This window comes from Myxococcus sp. CA023 (genome assembly GCF_010998615.1).
In the GTDB taxonomy this organism is placed as follows: domain Bacteria; phylum Myxococcota; class Myxococcia; order Myxococcales; family Myxococcaceae; genus Myxococcus.
Genome location: NZ_JAAEAH010000026.1, coordinates 54,397 through 70,837, shown reverse-complemented (window position 1 = coordinate 70,837; position 16,441 = coordinate 54,397). Strand labels below are relative to the sequence as shown.

The 16,441-nt window shown below is 69.4% G+C and carries 16 protein-coding genes; 4 read left to right on the top strand and 12 right to left on the bottom strand.

Annotation, left to right across the window (positions count from 1 at the left end; genetic code table 11):
- Nucleotide 1 precedes the first annotated feature (1 nt).
- The 5 genes from F8M74_RS13860 to F8M74_RS13840 all read right to left on the bottom strand — a co-directional run bounded on the left by F8M74_RS13860 (nt 2) and on the right by F8M74_RS13840 (nt 4,832).
- A complete protein-coding gene (locus F8M74_RS13860) occupies nt 2–1,378 on the bottom strand; it encodes a hypothetical protein (protein WP_141255980.1) in 1,377 nt (458 codons plus the stop codon).
- Between the two features lie 114 nt (nt 1,379–1,492).
- Nucleotides 1,493–2,701, bottom strand: coding sequence for an MlaD family protein (locus F8M74_RS13855; protein ID WP_141255982.1), 1,209 nt, complete (start codon nt 2,699–2,701; stop codon nt 1,493–1,495).
- Entirely contained in the window at nt 2,698–3,516 is an 819-nt protein-coding gene (locus tag F8M74_RS13850; protein ID WP_141255984.1) for an ABC transporter ATP-binding protein, read from the bottom strand. Before F8M74_RS13850 ends, F8M74_RS13855 begins: the two co-directional genes overlap by 4 nt.
- A 6-nt stretch (nt 3,517–3,522) precedes the next feature.
- Entirely contained in the window at nt 3,523–4,332 is an 810-nt protein-coding gene (locus tag F8M74_RS13845; RefSeq protein ID WP_090490932.1) for an ABC transporter permease, read from the bottom strand.
- Nucleotides 4,329–4,832: a hypothetical protein gene (locus tag F8M74_RS13840; RefSeq protein WP_228559285.1), complete on the bottom strand. Its 504-nt coding sequence runs from the start codon at nt 4,830–4,832 to the stop codon at nt 4,329–4,331. Before F8M74_RS13840 ends, F8M74_RS13845 begins: the two co-directional genes overlap by 4 nt.
- Before the next feature lie 316 nt (nt 4,833–5,148).
- Between F8M74_RS13840 and F8M74_RS13835 the strand changes: the two genes are divergently transcribed.
- Nucleotides 5,149–5,538: a hypothetical protein gene (locus F8M74_RS13835; RefSeq protein ID WP_141255988.1), complete on the top strand. Its 390-nt coding sequence runs from the start codon at nt 5,149–5,151 to the stop codon at nt 5,536–5,538.
- A 2-nt stretch (nt 5,539–5,540) separates the two neighbouring features.
- Here F8M74_RS13835 and F8M74_RS13830 read toward each other — a convergent pair whose 3' ends face one another.
- Together F8M74_RS13830 and F8M74_RS13825 are read right to left on the bottom strand one after the other, a co-directional pair.
- Nucleotides 5,541–6,683 (bottom strand): DNA replication/repair protein RecF, encoded by a 1,143-nt coding sequence (locus F8M74_RS13830; protein WP_141255990.1) that lies wholly within the window; start codon nt 6,681–6,683, stop codon nt 5,541–5,543.
- Between the two features lie 40 nt (nt 6,684–6,723).
- Nucleotides 6,724–8,793, bottom strand: a complete 2,070-nt coding sequence (locus tag F8M74_RS13825; RefSeq protein WP_141256033.1) for an ATP-binding protein — start codon at nt 8,791–8,793, stop codon at nt 6,724–6,726.
- Nucleotides 8,794–8,835: 42 nt separating this feature from the next.
- Between F8M74_RS13825 and F8M74_RS13820 the strand changes: the two genes are divergently transcribed.
- Nucleotides 8,836–9,945: a DNA alkylation repair protein gene (locus F8M74_RS13820; RefSeq protein WP_141255991.1), complete on the top strand. Its 1,110-nt coding sequence runs from the start codon at nt 8,836–8,838 to the stop codon at nt 9,943–9,945.
- Here the strand turns inward: F8M74_RS13820 and F8M74_RS13815 are convergent.
- From F8M74_RS13815 to F8M74_RS13805, 3 genes are all read right to left on the bottom strand, one after another.
- Nucleotides 9,935–10,657: a double-CXXCG motif protein gene (locus tag F8M74_RS13815; RefSeq protein WP_141255993.1), complete on the bottom strand. Its 723-nt coding sequence runs from the start codon at nt 10,655–10,657 to the stop codon at nt 9,935–9,937. The genes F8M74_RS13820 and F8M74_RS13815 overlap by 11 nt on opposite strands.
- A gap of 6 nt (nt 10,658–10,663) precedes the next feature.
- On the bottom strand, nt 10,664–11,335 hold the full coding sequence (locus tag F8M74_RS13810; protein ID WP_141255995.1) for a TIGR02269 family lipoprotein: 672 nt from the start codon (nt 11,333–11,335) through the stop codon (nt 10,664–10,666).
- A gap of 144 nt (nt 11,336–11,479) precedes the next feature.
- The gene (locus F8M74_RS13805; RefSeq protein WP_228559281.1) at nt 11,480–11,773 is read right to left on the bottom strand and encodes a hypothetical protein; all 294 of its coding nucleotides are present in this window, start codon (nt 11,771–11,773) and stop codon (nt 11,480–11,482) included.
- A gap of 119 nt (nt 11,774–11,892) precedes the next feature.
- On the opposite strand from F8M74_RS13805, the gene F8M74_RS13800 reads away from it, so the two are divergent.
- Together F8M74_RS13800 and F8M74_RS13795 are read left to right on the top strand one after the other, a co-directional pair.
- Nucleotides 11,893–12,525 carry a DUF1990 family protein gene (locus F8M74_RS13800; RefSeq protein ID WP_141255999.1) on the top strand — a complete coding sequence of 211 codons (633 nt, stop codon included), beginning with the start codon at nt 11,893–11,895 and terminating at the stop codon, nt 12,523–12,525.
- Entirely contained in the window at nt 12,522–13,796 is a 1,275-nt protein-coding gene (locus tag F8M74_RS13795) for a DUF1990 family protein (protein ID WP_141256001.1), read from the top strand. Before F8M74_RS13800 ends, F8M74_RS13795 begins: the two co-directional genes overlap by 4 nt.
- Before the next feature lie 51 nt (nt 13,797–13,847).
- On the opposite strand, the gene F8M74_RS13790 is transcribed toward F8M74_RS13795, so the two are convergent.
- Entirely contained in the window at nt 13,848–15,170 is a 1,323-nt protein-coding gene (locus F8M74_RS13790; RefSeq protein ID WP_171410289.1) for a hypothetical protein, read from the bottom strand.
- Nucleotides 15,171–15,270: 100 nt separating this feature from the next.
- Entirely contained in the window at nt 15,271–16,377 is a 1,107-nt protein-coding gene (gene dnaN / locus F8M74_RS13785) for a DNA polymerase III subunit beta (protein ID WP_141256005.1), read from the bottom strand.
- Between the last annotated feature and the right edge of the window lie 64 nt (nt 16,378–16,441).

Below are 16,441 nucleotides of genomic sequence, written 5' to 3'. Positions count from 1 at the left end.
CTCAGCGCCGGCCGAGAAACTGCGGGTCGGACCAATCCCAGAGCCGCTCCGGGTGTTCATCCACGTCGAGCGGCAAGCTGTTCCACCGGTACACCGCGCGCGAGCTGGCGCCATGGACATGGAGGACCAGGCTCAGCACGGCCAGCACCGCGAAGGTGGCTGTCAAGCCGCGCCGGGCCTCGGGGCCTTTCCACTGGAGCGCGCGCACCACGGGGGCGAGGAAGAAGACGAGGTAGGGCACCACGTCCGTGAAGAAGCGCGGGCCATACGAGTGCCCTGCCCACCAGTGCGGGAAGGTGGAGATGGCGGCCCAGTGCAGCGCGACCACCGCGACCAGCACGGCATGCAGCCGGGTGAAGGTCCGGGCGCGCAGGTCCATCCACAGACCCCAGGCACTCATGAGGAGCACAGGGGTGAACACGAGCAGCCCGCGCGCGGGGGACACGAGGTTGCCGGCCAGGGCCTCGGCCACGCGAGAGGCGGACAGCTCCAGGCGCTGCGGTTCGTAATAAGGCGCCAGCACGGAGCCGTAGTGGATGAGGTTCACCGTCACCCACGGGATGGCCACTGCGAGCGCGCCCGCGAAGAACTTCCAGGCCTGACGCGGATAGGTCCACAGCACGTAGAGCGACAGCACCAGCACGGAGAGGCTGTTGGTGGGCCGCATGACGTAGGCGAGCGCCAGGGGAATGCCCGCCCAGGCCACGTGACGCGGAGCCTCGCGCGCGCGGACGAGGCAGAGGAGCACCAGGGTGAGGCACAGCAGCGAAGGGCCGTGCTGCCACAGGGCGCGGCTGGCGGTGGAGAGAAGCGGAGTGCAGAAGACGAAGACGGCGGCGAGCAGCAGCGAGCGCTGGCGGGACAGGTGCAGCGCGGTGCCCAGCATGAACATGACGACGCCAGCGAGCGCGGTCAGCGCGGAGGCGAAGAGGCGCTGCGGGCCGTTCCACGCATCCAGGTCCACGCTGCCGGTGGCGTCGTAGATGTGGCGCCAATGCGCCAGGGGCTTCGCCAGGGCCGGGTGCAGCTTGCCCACGGGCGTGGCGAGGCGCACGAAGCCATCCACCAGCGCCACCATGGGCACGGCGGCCAGGGAAGGGCCCAGGGGGAAGTAGTTGTAGAGGTGGCCGTCGCGCTCGTAGAGGCCGTGACGGTACGACTCGAAGGTGGGGGCGTATTCGTCCAGGTCGAGGTTCCCTTCACGCAACAGAGACAGCGTGGTGGGGAGCGTCAGCTTGGAGTCGAAGGGCGTGTAGACGGGGAACGCCGCCAGCGCCGCGAAGAAGCCCACGAAGAGCAGCACCCGTCCCGCCCAGATGCGAGAGGTGGGGCGCGCGGGCGCGGAAGCCACAGGAGTGGAGACGGCGGATGAGCTCATCGCGACGGGGCATCCTCGCGCGCTCCGGCAGCGGCGCGTTGGAGGGCCGCCGTCTTAGTGGCTCGGAAGCACGAAAGCCAGGAGCAGCCACAATGCCTGGCAATGCCACCCAGGCTAGGGCTGGGCCGCAGGCTCCCCAGGCCCCGAGGGAGCCGTCTCCGCCGGAGCCGCGGCGGGCGCTTCGGAGCGTGGCTCCACGCCCTTCACCTTGCCCGCCTCCTCCAAATCCTGCCGGTTGCTCAGGGAGAAGCGCACCAGCGCGCGGAGGATGCGGTTGCGCTTCACGTTGCCAATCACCTCGCGCAGGTCCTCGTACACCGTCGGGTCGCTGATGAGCCCGCCCACGGTGCCGTCTCCCTTCGCCACGGTCGCCGTAATCTTCTTCAGGTCCGCCGCCGCGCTGCCCAGGTCCGCGAACATGCCGCTCGCGTCGCCGTACACCAGCTGGTGCACCGCCCCGTTGGGACTCTTCTTCGCATCCTCGATGAGCCCCGCCAGCTGCCCGGCCGCCGCACCCAGCTCCGTCAGCGCCTTCGCGCCGTCCTGGCCGTAGACGAGCGCGTGGGCCGTGCCGTCTCCCGTGCGCACCTCGCGCAGAATCCCTTCCAGCTCGCCCACCGCGCCATCCACCCGCGCCGCCGCGTTGGACGCGTTGGCCAGCAGCCCCCGCACCTCGCGCCCGGCCTGCTTGTCGTAGATGAGCGCGTGCAGCACGCCCTCGCCCTTCTCCACCTCTTCCACCAGCGCCCGCAGCGCCGCCACGCCGCGCGTCACGTCGTTGGCCATCTCCGGATTGGAGTACGTCTCCACCGCCGCCCGCAGCGACTTGCTGATGGCCACTGAGTTCTCCATCACCTGCGACGCCCCGCTGAGCAGCGAGGACAAGTCACCGCTCGTGGACGACTTGAGCACCCCACCCGCCTCCACCGGCGGTGACGTGGGGCTGCCCAGGGAGATGTCCACCGCCTTGTCGCCCAGCACGCCCATGCTGGACAACTGCGCCACCGAGTCCTGGCGCACGCGGTCCGTGTAGCGCGACGACACCTGGAACTGGACCTCCAGCCGCGGGTCATTCGGGTCGGGAGAGAAGACGATGCCCGTCACCCGCCCCACGTTGAGACCGCCGAGCCAGACGGGCGACTCATCACTGAGGCCCTGCACGTTGGCGAAGTAGGCGCGATACGTCGTCTTGCGCTCGAACAGGCGCGACTGCTGGCCGATGACCATCACCACCACGCTGGCGACCGCCAGACCGACGGCGACGAACAGGCCAGTGCGCAGCGCCAGGCGGCGCTCGGTCCCAGCGGGAGAGAACAGGCTCATCGCGCGCCTCCGGGGAACAACTCCACGCGGCGCGCGTCGAGGAAGGCACGCACCTCCGGGACGGTGGAGTGGAGCATCTCCCGCGGATTGCCCACCTGCACGATTCTCCGATTGGCCAGCATGGCGATGCGGTCTCCCACGGTGAACGCGCTCACCATGTCGTGGGTCACGACGATGGAAGTGCAACCGAGCCGGGTCTTCATCGAGTTGATCAACACGTTGATGGACTGCGTGGTGACGGGGTCCAGGCCCGTGGTGGGCTCATCCCAGAGGATGACCTCCGGCTCCGTGGCGATGGCCCGCGCCAGACCCACGCGCTTGCGCATGCCGCCCGACAAGTCGGAGGGCATCAGCCTCTCCGTATTGGGCAGGTCCACCAGCGCCAGCTTCTCCGCCACGCGGGCACGGACCTCGTCCGCCGGCATGTCCGGGAAGTGCTCGCGCAACGGGTACGCCACGTTCTCCCCGACGTTCAGCGAGTCGAAGAGCGCCGCGCCCTGGAACACCATGGCCACGTGCCGGCGCACCGGAATGAACTGCTCCTCCGTGAAGCGCGTCAGGTCGTGCCCCTGGAAGAGGATGCGTCCGGTGTCTGGCGACAGCAGTCCGATGAGACATTTGAGCAGCACGCTCTTGCCCGTGCCCGAGCCGCCCATCACCACCAGCGTCTCACCGGCGCGCACGTCCAGGTCCATGTCGTCATAGACGCGCTTGGCGCCGAACGCCTTCGTCAGGTGCTCGAAATAGATGAGCTGCTCACCCGGCCGGGGCGGCTGGAACGCGAACTCAGAAGGTGTCTGGGACGAGGAGCGCATGGCGCGTCACAGGCTCAGCGTGAGCTGGGTGATGAAGAAGTCCGCCAGGCACACGGAGACGGACGTGGTCGCCACCGTCTGGGTGGTGGCGCGGCCCACGCCCTCCGTGCCGCCCTCCACGGTGAGCCCGCGGAAGCAGCCCACCAGGCCGATGATGAGTCCGAACACCGCGCCCTTGAACACGCCCGAGGCGAAGTCCGGCATCAGCACCGCGTCCAGCGCGCCCTGGAAGAAGAGGTTGAGCGTAATCGCGTACTGGAAGTTCACCACCAGCGCGCCCGCCACCAGGCCCACGACGTCCGCGAACACGGTGAGCACCGGCAGCACAATCAGACACGCCAGCACGCGGGGCACCACCAGCTTGCGCAGCGGGTCAGCGCCCAGCGCGCGGATGGCGTCCACCTGCTCCGTCACCGTCATGGCGCCCAGCTCCGCGGCGATGCCGCTGCCGATGCGCGCGCCCACGGTGAGCGCGGTGAGCACCGGCGCCAGCTCGCGGAACAGCGTGAGGATGACCACGCGGCCCACGGTGTACTGCACGCCGAAGCGCGACAGGAAGTAGCCGAACTGCAACGAGATGACGAGCCCCGCGAACATCGCGGTGAGCAGTGCGATGGGCAGCGAGCGCACGCCCAACGACTCCGTGTGGTACACGAGCCCGCGCCAGTCATAGGGCGGACGCACCGCGCGGCTGAACACCTGCCCCGTCATCCGCGACAGGGCGCCCAGTGACTCCAAGCGCTCCTTCGCGCGGTCCATGAGGCTCGGGGGCCCGGAAGCCGCCGCCGCGTCCACCTCGGGCTGCCGGGTCGTCATCCCTTGCGCTCCGATTCGAAGCCGGCCAGCAGCGCGTCGAAGTCCGCCATGCGCCCGGCCGCGAGCTCCGGCGGCGACACATAGGTGAAGTCGAACACGCAGTTGTCCTTCTTCAGCACCACCAGCTCCAGTTGCACGGGCACGCCGTCCATCTTCGCCAGGTGGCGGGTGCGCAGGGCCTCGCGCCCATCCATGGGGATGCGCTGTTCAGCGATTTCCCGCCGGTCCGTGAAGCCCGCTAGCAGGTGCCGGGTGAGCACCTGGAGCGACGGGTCATCATGTCCCTTGCACGTGGCGTTGACGGAGAGCGCGCGACCGGTGCCCTCCTCGGCGAAGGCGAGGTCGTTGTCCTCCAGCCGCACCTGCTCCCAGTACGCGGGGAGCTTGCCAATGCGGTAGCGCACGGCGGGCTTGGTGAGGACGGAATCCTCGAACGTCGTCCTGTGACAGCCCGCCAGGGGCATGACCACCAGCAGGCACAGCAGCGTCATCCGCGGCATGGCACCGTTCTTCGTGGCTCTCTTCCGGCCCTGCGACCAAGTCATGCGTCACAAGTCGCGCACCTGCAAGGAATTCCATGTCGTGCGGTGGGGGCCAAACGTCCACTGTCACACCTCTGAATCCATCCTGGCACGTCACATTCCCGCCACCCGAGGTGCGCCGGCCGTCCGCCACGGCACCAACCAGTCTGCGCGAGCATCCATCCGCGGGCAGTCCCCGGCCACGCCGCGCGGCCCCAGCTTTGTTCCGACGCACGCAAGCCGCCCGGCTCGGACAGCAGTGCCCCACGCTCGACACACGGACAAGGAGGACCCCATGGACGGCGGACTCGCGATATTCGGCCTCGGCCTCTTCCTGCTGGGAATCGCCAACCTGTACACACGGCACAGCTACTGGCTGGCCGTCTGCGTGCTGCTCCTGTCGGTGGTGTCCATGGGGTTGGCTTTCAGCGAGTCCAAGCGGCTGCGCGATGTGTCACTGGGCATCGGCGTCGCGCTGCTGCTGCTCACCGTCATCGCGCTCGCCGTGGGCACGTCGTGGTGGCTGCCACTGGCCACCTTCCTCTTCGCCGTGGCGTACGGCGTGCTCTGGGCGGAATACCGCTTCCCCTTCTTCAAGAACGTGGCGCCGGGCGACGTGCCGCACCACGCGGAGCGGCGCTTCCACGTCCACTGGCCCTGGCACCGTCGGCGCGTGACGCCGTGACTTCAGCTGGTGGGAGGCGGCTCGGCGTCCGCGCGCACCGCCACCTGCCCGCCGTGCACGTCGAGCCAGAGCGTGTCGTCCGCCGCCGCGCCCCGCACCAGCGAGCCGTCCGTGGTGGTGAGCACCACCTGCGCGCCGCTCTGGGCCAGGTAGCCCATGAGGTAGGCGTTGCGCTCGGGGTCCAGCTCGCTCGACACGTCGTCCAGCAGCAGCAGCGGCAGGAAGCCCATCGCGGCCTCCAGGTTCTCGATTTCGGCAATCTTCCAGCCGAGCACCAGCGCCCGCTGCTGTCCCTGGCTCGCATAGGCCCGCGCGCTGCGGCCTCCCAGCGTCACCGAGACGTCGTCCGAATGCGGCCCCACCGAGGTGAAGCCCCGCTCCATGTCCCGCCGCAGGCGCGCGGAGAGGCTCTCCCGCAACATGGCCGCCAGCGCCGCTTCGTCCGCGGCGGCGAAGTCGCCCTCCAGATGCGCGGGGCGGTAGTTGTACACGGCCGGGTCTACCGTGCGGCCAATGGAGGCGAAGGTCGCCTGCGCCCTGGGCGCCAGCTCCGCCATCAGCGAGCGCCGCCGCGAATAGATGCGCGCGCCAGCCTTCGCCAGCGTCTCGTCGTAGGCCTCCAGATACACCGCGTCCACCGTGTGCCCTTCGCGCAGCAGGCGGTTGCGGTTCTTCAAGGCCCGGGCGTACTCGCGGCTCTCGCGCAGGAAGGCGGGGAAGCGGTTGAACACCGCCCGGTCCAGGAAGCCGCGCCGTGAGTCCGGACCGCCCTTCACCACCTCCAGGTCATCCGGCGTGAAGGCCACCACGGACACGCCGCCGAAGTAGTCCTCCAGGCTGGAGGCCTTCTTCCCATCCACGAAGGCCTGCCGCGTGCCGCCGCCCACCTCCACGGCGATTTCACGCTCGGCGCCCTTGAGCAGGAAGCGCCCCGTCACCCGCGCGCCCTGCGAGCCCCAGCGCACCAGCTCCGACAGGCGCCCCGCGCGCAGCGGCTTGAGCGTGGCCAGGAAGTAGAGGGCCTCCAGCAGGTTCGTCTTGCCCTGCCCGTTCTGCCCCACGGCGATGGTGGCGTGGGCACTGGGCGAGAGCTGGACCTGGGGGAGGTTCCGGAAGTCGTGGACGTGAAGCGCGAGGAGGCGCACGGCCCCCTCCGTATAACCTCTCCGCCCTCCGGCGGGGGACCTATCTCGCGGGCTGGAGCGGCAGCTCCACCACGAAGGTGGCGCCCTCGCCGGGCTGGCTGTCCACCTGGATGGTGCCCCCCAGGGCCTCCACCAGCGTGCGCGTCACGTACAACCCCAGGCCCATGCCGCCGTAGTTCCGCTCGGACACGGCGCGCTCGAACTTCTGGAAGATGCGCGCGTGGGCTTCCGGGTCGATGCCAATGCCCCGGTCCTTCACCCACAGCCGGGCGCCCATGCCCCCCGGCGACACGTCGATGTGCACGGGTGCGCCCGCGCCGTACTTGAGCGCGTTGGACAGCAGGTTGGAGACCACCTGCTCCAGCCGCAGCCGGTCCCACGCCCCCTCGAGCCCTTCCGCCCGCGTGACGTGCAGCTCGCAGCCGGCGCGCGCGGCCTCCAACTCGAAACGCGCGGCCATCTCGCGCACGAGCGAGGGCAGGTCCACTGGCTCGAACTGGAGCTTCAACCGGCCGGTGCTGATGCGCGACACGTCGAGCAGCCCGTCCACGAGCTCGGCCAGACGCGTCACCTGCCGGCGCATGGCCTCCACCTCGCGCCCGTGACGCTGGGCCAACGCGGACTCCGGGTCCGCGTGGATGGCGCGCACGAAGGACTGGAGCCGCAGCCCCAGTGACGTCAGCGGTGTCTTCAGCTCGTGGCTGGCCACCGACAGGAACTCGTCACGGGCACGCACGACCTCCTGGAGGTGCTGCTCCACCGTCTTCAGGCGGGTGATGTCCAGGAAGGGAATCACCACCACGGACGGATGGCCGTGCATCGCGGGCAGCGTCTCCGACGAGATGCTGAGGGCGTACTGGCCCGCGGGCGTGTGCCAGTGGACCTCCAGCCCGTCCAGCCGCTCGCCCCGGGCCGCGCGGTTGGAGGGGATGTCATCCACGCTCAGCCGGCGGCCCTCCAGGTCCGTGACGTGGAAGTGCTCGCCATACGCGGTGGCGGGCACGTCCTTGGGGATGTGCAGGCCGTAGAGCCGGTCCGCCGCGGCGTTGGAGAAGTTGAGGTCGCCACTGGCCGGGTCCGCCATCACCACCGGCATGGGCATCAGGTCGAGCACGGCCTCCAGCCACTTCTGCTGGCTCTCCACGGCCTGGCGCGCGAGCACCTGCTCGGTGACGTCGAAGGCCAACGTCACCAGGCCGTCCACGAGGCCGCGCTCGTCGCGCAGGGGCTCGAAGATGATGTTCCAGAACCTGGTCTCGACGCGGCCGGCGCCCTCGTAGTCGATGGTGACGGGGTACTCCCGCGCGATGGCGCGCTCGCCCGTCTCCAGCACGCCCCGGTGGAGGCTCAGCAGCTCCGGAGACAAATCCGGAATGACCTCTTCCTGGGTGCGCCCGTTCAGCTCGCGTCCGCCCATGAGCTTCTGGAGCAGCGGGTTGGCGAACTCGTAGCGCAGCTCGTAGCCGCGCAACACGCTGATGGCCACCGGCGCCTGGGTGAAGACCTGGAGCAGGTTGCGCCGCTCCGCTTGCGCCGCCTCGCGCGCCGCCAGCTCCGCCGTCATGTCCTTGTAGGCCACGGCGATGTGCGTGACGCCGCCGCTGGCGGAGACCAGGGGGAAGCCGGTACAGGAGATGGCGATGCGCCGCGCCTCGGCGGGCGCCCGGACGTGCTCCAGCTCCTTCACGTCGTACCAGAACACCGGCGTCTGGACGCGCTCGCCCGACACGGCCCGTAGGAGGAGCTTCGCGTAGCCCAGCTGCGCGAGCAGTTCGTCCTTGAAGAGGCTGTAGTCGGGCGGCGGCGCCGCGCCGAACATCGCCAGGAAGGCGGGGTTGGTGAGCAGGCAGTGGCCGTCCGAGGTGAAGACGGCATAGGGCACGGGCGAATGGGTGAACAGCCCTTCGAGCAGCGCGAGCGAATCCGGCACCTCGGAGAGCTGTTCACGCAAGGAGCGGGGCTCCGTCACCACGGGCCTGCTGCGCGTGTCCTGACTCCAGTGCTGGCCCGTTCGCGTCGCCACGGGCCCAGGGCCTAGCAGAGCCACCCCGAGCTGCCCAGTCCACCGTTGTCCGGCCGCCTGCCCACCGCGGCCCCCTGGCACGCACATGGTGCTGGTGCACCGGTGAGCCCATGCCAGGATGCGCGCACCATGGCGGACCATCTCAAGACATTCTTCGACGCGCGGCTCGTCGAACGCCTCGGCGCGTCACTCCACGCCGCGGCGTCTACCTTCCCTCGCGCTGCGTTCATCCGAGAGGCCGCGAAAGGCCTGGATGGCCATGAGTTGATGGACCGGGCGCGTCATATCGCTGGCGCGCTGCACCGTGCGCTGCCCCAAGACTACCCGGAGGCGGTGGAGGTGCTGCTGCGCTCGCTCGGCCCCCGGACGGAGGCCACGGAGGGAGGGGCCATGGCGACCTTCTTCTATCTGCCGCACACGATTTTCGTGGCCGAGCACGGCCTGGAGCACTTCGAGCCGTCCATGCGCGCCCAGCACGCGCTCACCCAGCGATTCACCGCGGAGTACTCCATCCGGCCCTACCTGGAGCGGCACACCGCGAAGACGCTGGCCCGCCTGCGCGAGTGGACAGAGGACCCGAGCGAGCATGTCCGGCGGCTCGTGTCAGAGGGCACGCGCACGCGCCTGCCGTGGGCCTCGCGGCTGCGCGAGTTCCAGAAGGACCCCACACCGGTGCTCGCGCTGCTGGAGCGGCTGAAGGACGACCCGGCGCTGTACGTGCGCCGCTCGGTGGCCAACAACCTGAACGACATCGGCAAGGACCACCCCGCCCTGCTGGTGCAGGTGGCGACGGCGTGGATGAAGAACGCCACGCCGGAGCGGGAGTGGCTGGTGCGCCATGCGCTGCGCTCGTCCATCAAGCGCGGAGAGCCCGCGGCGCTGGCGGTGGTGGGCGCGCGGCCGCCGTCGGGCATCGAGGCCCGCGTGACGAAGCTGCCCCGCCGCGCGGCCCTGGGCGACACGGTGGAGGTCCACTTCGAGGTGACCAACCGCTCGAAGCAGCAGCAGACGCTGGTGGTGGACCTCGCGGTGCATTTCCAGAAGGCGAACGGCGAGGCGCGGCCCAAGGTGTTCAAGGTGCGCGAGCTGCTGCTTGGCCCGGGACAAGCGGAGACGGTGAGCAAGCGCGTCTCCTTCGCGCAGCTCACCACACGCAAGCACTACGCCGGGCCGCACCGCTTCGAGGCCCTGGTGAATGGACAGGGATTGCCGCTGGGTGTCGTCGAGGTCAGCGGGTAGGGAGTTCCCGGCAGGCGATTCCCTCCAGCCCGAGGCGCCTCACCGCATCCACGAACCGGTCGGTCCCGATGATCATCGTCGCGAAGTTCGCGAGCCGGAACACGTCCACATCCGCCGGGAGCGAAGCCGCGGCGAGGATGGGGTCATTGGGTCGAGCAAAGGCGTGCCGCCCACAGGTTGGGCACGGCGGCGATGCGTCGGATGGGATGCAATCCGGATGCAGCAGACCGCGTGGCTCCAGTTGGAGGTCCAGCAACTCCGGTGACTCCTTCTTGCGGAATCGCAGTTCCGTTTGTCCGCCCAGCAGACCGCGTACACCTTCGGCTTGCAGGCGATCCATCGCATCGCGGCGTACGAGCAATAGCGAAGTCCCCTGCCATGTGAATGGACCGAATTCGCCGGACGCAGTTCCAACCAAAGGCCCGAAGGCCGCGCCAGGCGGCAGTTCCGCATCCGGAGGAGCCAAGGGGCGCACCAGTTCCCGAAGACGGGAGAACTCCGTGAACTGCTCCGGCCGGACCTTCTCGAACGCGACACGCTCCGGCAGATGCGACAGGTCCACGAGGGGATAGTGGTTCCCCCAGGAACTCCAGGTCGTGCCACAGGCGGAGCACTTCACGCCGGGCAGACTCCACTTGTGCGCGGCGTTGAAGCTTCCACTGAAGGCGGCCGTTGCCGCTTCGTCGTCACGCAGCCAGAAGAATCGGGTCATGGGTCCCTACGCGCCAGGGCGGGAATAATAGGGCTGAATCGGACCACCGATGAGTTCGAAGCGATGGATCAACTCCCCCGCGTGCTTGAAAATCTCCTCTGCGCTCGCGTTCCGGTTCCGGTCCCGGAACTCACGCCATGCTTTGTTCCACGCGCCACCATTGCCAAGGGGCCCATGAATCCGCCGGTGCACGTCACGAGGAATGGGCATGGTGTAGCTGTGGATTTTCACGCCCTGCCCTTCGAACCATCGAGCCAGGTCTTCTGCCTGCGGGAAGATGTGGTGCTTTTCCCAGCGACCGGGCGTTAAACGGTGCGACGGAGGAATGACCCGCGAGGAACCGCCATTCCAGTTGGGGAAGACCATGACAGCCCCGCGTGGAAGCTGCTGCCCACCTCCCCAATTTCTCCGAGGTCCGCTGCCCGGCGCTGCCGCGGCCACAGGCGGACGCGCGGGAGGAAAGCGCGCCAACTCCACTTCACCGAGCAGGTCCTCGCAGCGGTAGAAGCCACATGCGTCCCCCTCGCAAAGGAGGCTGACGCAACGGTCCTCATGCGAAGCGGAACACGCCTCCGTTGCAGCGTGCGCTCCTCGCTGAATGGGAGTCTTTGCGGTGGTGGAGCAACCCAACCAAAACGCAACAAGCAGTGAAAGACCCAAGCCAGGAAGGGTGCGCATAGCAAGCGGACCCTATCCTGTTTGGAACGACACGTTACGCCACGAGGCCCTCGACTTCTCACCTTCCGTGCCCCTTCCACCTCATACGAGGCACGGGACGCGTTGTTCTTCACCACGACGCGATGGCCGCATGGGCGCCCAGTCTCACCGCGGCCCGAAAATCTTCACCAGCTTGTTGTAGACGCCCATCACCAGCAGGGGCGACACCCACTGGCCAATGAAGCGGCTGGGGCGCGAGCGGCCCGTCACCTCCAAGACGAAGGAAACACCCATCGCAGCGAGGCTCGCCACCAGGAACACGTGCGAGGGCACCTTCGCCGTCTGCTGTTCAATCAAACGCGTCAGTGACGCCTCGGCGTGCTCCGCCCGCACCACCGGGGGCACGTCCATGTACTCATGCTCCGACGCCCGGCTCGCCGGGTTGATATCCGTCTCCATGCTCCCTCCCAGGGCGGGCAGGCAGGCCCGCCGCATGCAGCGCTCTTCCGCCGGGCCGCGCCATGCAGCCCAGCGGAGAGGTCCCCATCATGGTGTGACCGATGGAGGCAAAGGGCGAGATGGCGAGCGAGTCCATGCATACAGACGCCAACCAGTCAGGCGAGCTTCAGCTCCCTGAAGAGGGAGCAGGCCCCCTGCTCCAGCGTGACTACTGGGCGGTCATCCAGAACTGCCGGGTCTCCCCCCAGGAGCTCATGCGCTGGGTGGCCGTGCGCTTCGCCGAGTTCGTGCCGGCCGAACTCTGCGTCTTCGAGCGCGGACAGAAGGAACGCGAAGGCCAGCCGCTGGCGCTGGACGACGAGCTGACGGTGAAGATTCAGGGCGCGGGCACCTTCGCCGTGCGCGTCATCCACCAGGACGCCCAGAGCTTCACGCTCGGCACGCTCCACGGGCACCCCGAGGCGGGCCGCATCACCTTCGGCGCTTACCGGAACGCGCGCGGCGATGTCATCTTCCACATCCGCAGCCGGGCGCGCTCCGGCTCGACGTTCCACTACCTCGGCTTCGTCACCGCCGGAGACGCCATGCAGACCAACACCTGGACCGAGTTCGTCCTGCGCGCCGCGCTGACGGCCGGTGACGGGGTGCATGGCGTCATCCACGCGGACACCACCGAGTTGGAGAACGAACCGCCCGGCGGCGACACCGCCCACGGGCCCACCTTCCTGGCGCGGGGAGACGGAAGACAATGATTGAGTGGCGCTGGTTCTCCGGCTGGACGGAAGAGGAAATGGTGCCCCGGCTGGCGCGGGCTCGCACGCTGGCGCGCAACTTCCCGGAGGTTTCCGGGGAGATGACGCTGCAGGGCGGGTGGAGCCAGGTCCGCTCGGAGAGCGTGCTCGGCCGCGAGTCGCCAGGGCGCCCAGTCCCGGGCGGACTCTTCGAGCGCGCCCAGCAGGTGCTGGAGACCTTCGACTTCTCCGACCCGCGCATCGTCGCCTGGCACTTCTCCGCCGAGGAGCCGATGCAGGGCCGCACGGTGCTGCTGGAGCTGCGCGCGCTGGGGCAGCAGTTGCGCTACCTGTGCGGCGTGCGAGTGGGAGACACGCGCGAGGAGCACGACGAGGTGTGCAGCGTCTTCGGCTTCAGCTTCGAGACGCTCCATGGGCACATCGAGGCCGGGCGCGAGTGGTTCCTGCTCAAGAAGGAGCATGAGAGCGGCGAGGTGCGCTTCCACATCGAGGCGGCCTGGCGTCCCGGCCAGTTTCCCAATTGGTGGAGCCGGCTGGGCTTCGCGATGGTGGCTCCGCGCTATCAGCGCGCGTGGCACCGGCTGACACACGTGCGGGTGCGCGAGCTGGCGTTGAAGCACCCGGAGCTCGTCGGCCAGCACGCGAGCCACGGCCTGCTGGCGCACTCCGGCCATGCGCTGGGAACGGCCCCGGTGCAGTTCTTCGCGCAGCGGGCGCCAGGACGGCGAGAAACGCAGTTGGAGGAGGAGATAGAGGCCATGAATCGAGGACACGGATTGAGGGCCCTGGGATTGGGCGTGCTGGCGGGAATGCGGAGCATGAGCGCGCCGGTGCTGGCGAGCCGCTGGCTGACGAAGACACAGCCCGACAGCGAGGACCGGCTCGCCAGAATCCTGGCGCATCCGTGGACGCCGCGCGTGCTGGGCCTGCTCGCCGTGGGTGAGCTTGTCGCGGACAAGCTGCCGATGACGCCCCCGCGAGTCACCGCCGTGCCGTTGACGGGCCGGATGTTGTCGGGCGCCATGGCCGCGGCCTCGGTGACGACGGAGCGCCAACGCGGCGGGCGGCTCGCGGCGGCGGCCCTGGGCGCCCTGGCGGCGCTGGCATCGAGCTGGGCCTTCTATTCGCTGCGGCGCACCGCCACGAAGAAGCTGGGCGTTCCGGACGTGGCCGTGGCCCTGACAGAGGACGCGCTCCTCGCGGGCCTGGCCTCGCGGCTGCTGCCCGTCAGCGAGCATCAGGGCGGACAGGCCACGCTGTCGCCCGTGTGAGCGTCTCGGACCCACACCCGGTGGCGAGCGTCTCCTCCACCACGCCGAGGCCTAGCGCCCGCGCCACGCCGCCGCGCGGGCCGCATGCACCAGCGCGGGAAGGTCCTTCACGGCCGAGCCCGCGTCTGCCCCGATTTCCGCCGTGGGAACCCGCGCCCGCTCGGGAGAGAACAGGCGCGCGGGTGTCTGTCCCTGGCCGCGAAGGAGGATGAACAGCCGCAGCGCGTCCCGCAGCCGCTCCACGTCCTTGCCCTGCTCACCTCGAGCCCGCTGCGCCGCGTTCCACAGCCGCGCCCACGCGGTCTCCTCATCCCACGTGCCCACGGGAGCCTCGCGAGACAGCGCCGCCAACTGCGCGGCCAGCTCGAAGAGCCCGGCGCGCCCTTCGCCAAAAGCCTCGCAGGCCAGAAGCCGCACCTCCCCAGCCACCTCCACGCCCACGCCGCGCAGCCCTACGGACCCGCCCGTCCGCGGCTGCGAGCCAGGCGCCTCGGGCGCGAACAGCCCCGGCCCGCCCGTCCGAGGCTCCGCGCCTCGCTCGAAACGCCCCTCGCGCGCCGCCAGCCACACCAACAGCGCCGGCACCTCGGCGTCCGCGGGCACCACCGGGTCCAGCCGTTCCTCCAACAAGGCGCGCAGCCGCGCCCAGGCCACGCCCCGCCAGAAGGCCGCGTGCAACAGCAGCTCCGGCCCGCTGCGAGGCACCCGCTGCGGCGCGCGAGAGACGCGGGCCTGCAGGAAGCCCTTCACCTGCCCCCGCGTATCGAAGTGCTCCAGCCGCTGCCACAGCGCCGCCAGCGCCGTCTCCGCCAGCGACAAGGCCCGCTGAAGCGCCTCCGCCTCCTCCACCGTGAAGGGCAGCACCCCTTCCGGCGCGGGCCGCTTGAAGACGTGCTCGAACACCTCCGCGGCGGCGCACGCGGCGCGCAGCTCCGGCAGGTTGCGCGGCAACAGCTCCACCGCCCGTGCCCAGATGTGCCGCCCCAGGAGCGGCCCCGCCTCCAGCACCGTCTCTTCCAACTTCAGCAGCGCCTCGCCCAGCGTCGCGGGCCGGCCCTCCGCGGGCAGCCGCTTGAAGGCCACGCGCCGCACGTCTTCCCGCAGGCGCTCCACCTCGCGCATCAGCTTCATGGGCGCGGCGTTCGCCGGCCACCCTTCCGCGGCGGCGCGGCGCTTCAGCGCGGCCAGGGTGGCATCCACCTCCGGCTGCGTGCGCGCCACCTCCAACAGCAGCTCGAACTGCGAGCGCACCCGCTGCTTCCAGAAGAAGGACGCCAGCATGCCGCGCAGGGCGCGATAGCGAAGACGCGTGGCCTCCAGGAGATCCGCGCGGTCCTCCAGCCGGGCGCGCAGGTTGTCCGGGTGCGTGGCCATGCCCTCACCATAGGAAGGCACCGGCCGGGTGTCAGGCCCCCCAGGGGGCCGACGCGTCACGAGTGAACGGTGCGGGCCCTCTCGAGGGGGCCCACCCGGCTCACACGCGCATGGGCATGACGACGGCGGTGAAGCTCCGGTCGCCGGGGGCGTGGAGCACGCCCGGGCTGTGCTCGTCACCCAGCTCGAAGGAGACCTCGTCCGTCTCCGTCACGGCGAGCACATCCATCAGGTAGCGCGCGTTGAAGCCGATGGTGATGCCGTTGCCGCGGTAGGCCAGCTCCAGCACGTCCTTGGCCTCGCCCAGGTCCGGGTTGCTCGCGGTGATGATGAGCTGGTTCTCCTCCAGGCCGATGCGGACCGCGTTGCTCTTGTCCGCCGACAGCAGGGCGATGCGCTTGAGGCTCTCCAGCAGGCGCACCTTGGGCACCAGGACGACCTTCTCCCCTTCCTTGGGGATGACGCGCTGGTACTCCGGGAACTGGCCGTCGATGAGGCGCATCACCATGGTGAGGCCCGGCTTCTTGAACAGCGCCGAGTTCTCCGCGAAGCCCAGGTGGCACTCCGCGTCCGGCGCCTCGTCCAGCAGGCGCTTGAGCTCCATCAAGCCCTTGCGGGGGATGATGACGCCGCTCTTGAGCTTGAAGTCGCCCGGCAGCTCGCGCTCCACCAGCGCCAGCCGGTGGCCGTCGGTGGCCACCATGCGGACCTTGCCGGTGGACTGGGGCTCGAAGAAGACGCCGTTGAGGATGTAGCGCGTCTCGTCGCTGGAGATGGCGAACTGCGTCTTCTTGATCATCTCCAGCAGCGTGTTGCCCCCCACCTGCACCAGGGGCGCGTTCTCTTCCTTCGGCAGCTTGGGGTACTCCTCGGCCGCCATGCCCACAATCTTGAAGTGGGCCGAGCCGCTGGAGATGTCCACGTAGTTGTTGGCCAGCTTCTTCAGCGTGACCTGCGCGTCCGGGAGGTTCTGGACGATGTCGAAGACGTACTTGGCGCTCAGCGTGACGGCGCCCGTCTTGATGACCTCGGCCGGGTGCTCGGACACGACGCCGATGTCCAGGTCGAACGCCGTGACGGTGATGCCGCCCTTGTTCGCGGTGACGAGCACGTTCGCCAGGATGGGCATCGTCGTCTTGCGCTCCACGATGCCCTGGGCGCGGTAGAGGGCCTTCTTCAGCTCGTCGGCGGCGATGCGGAATTCCATCGGAGGGCGTCCTTACGGGTCTCGGCGGCGAAGGCCGATCTACGAGGCCGGATGTAGCCCCTGC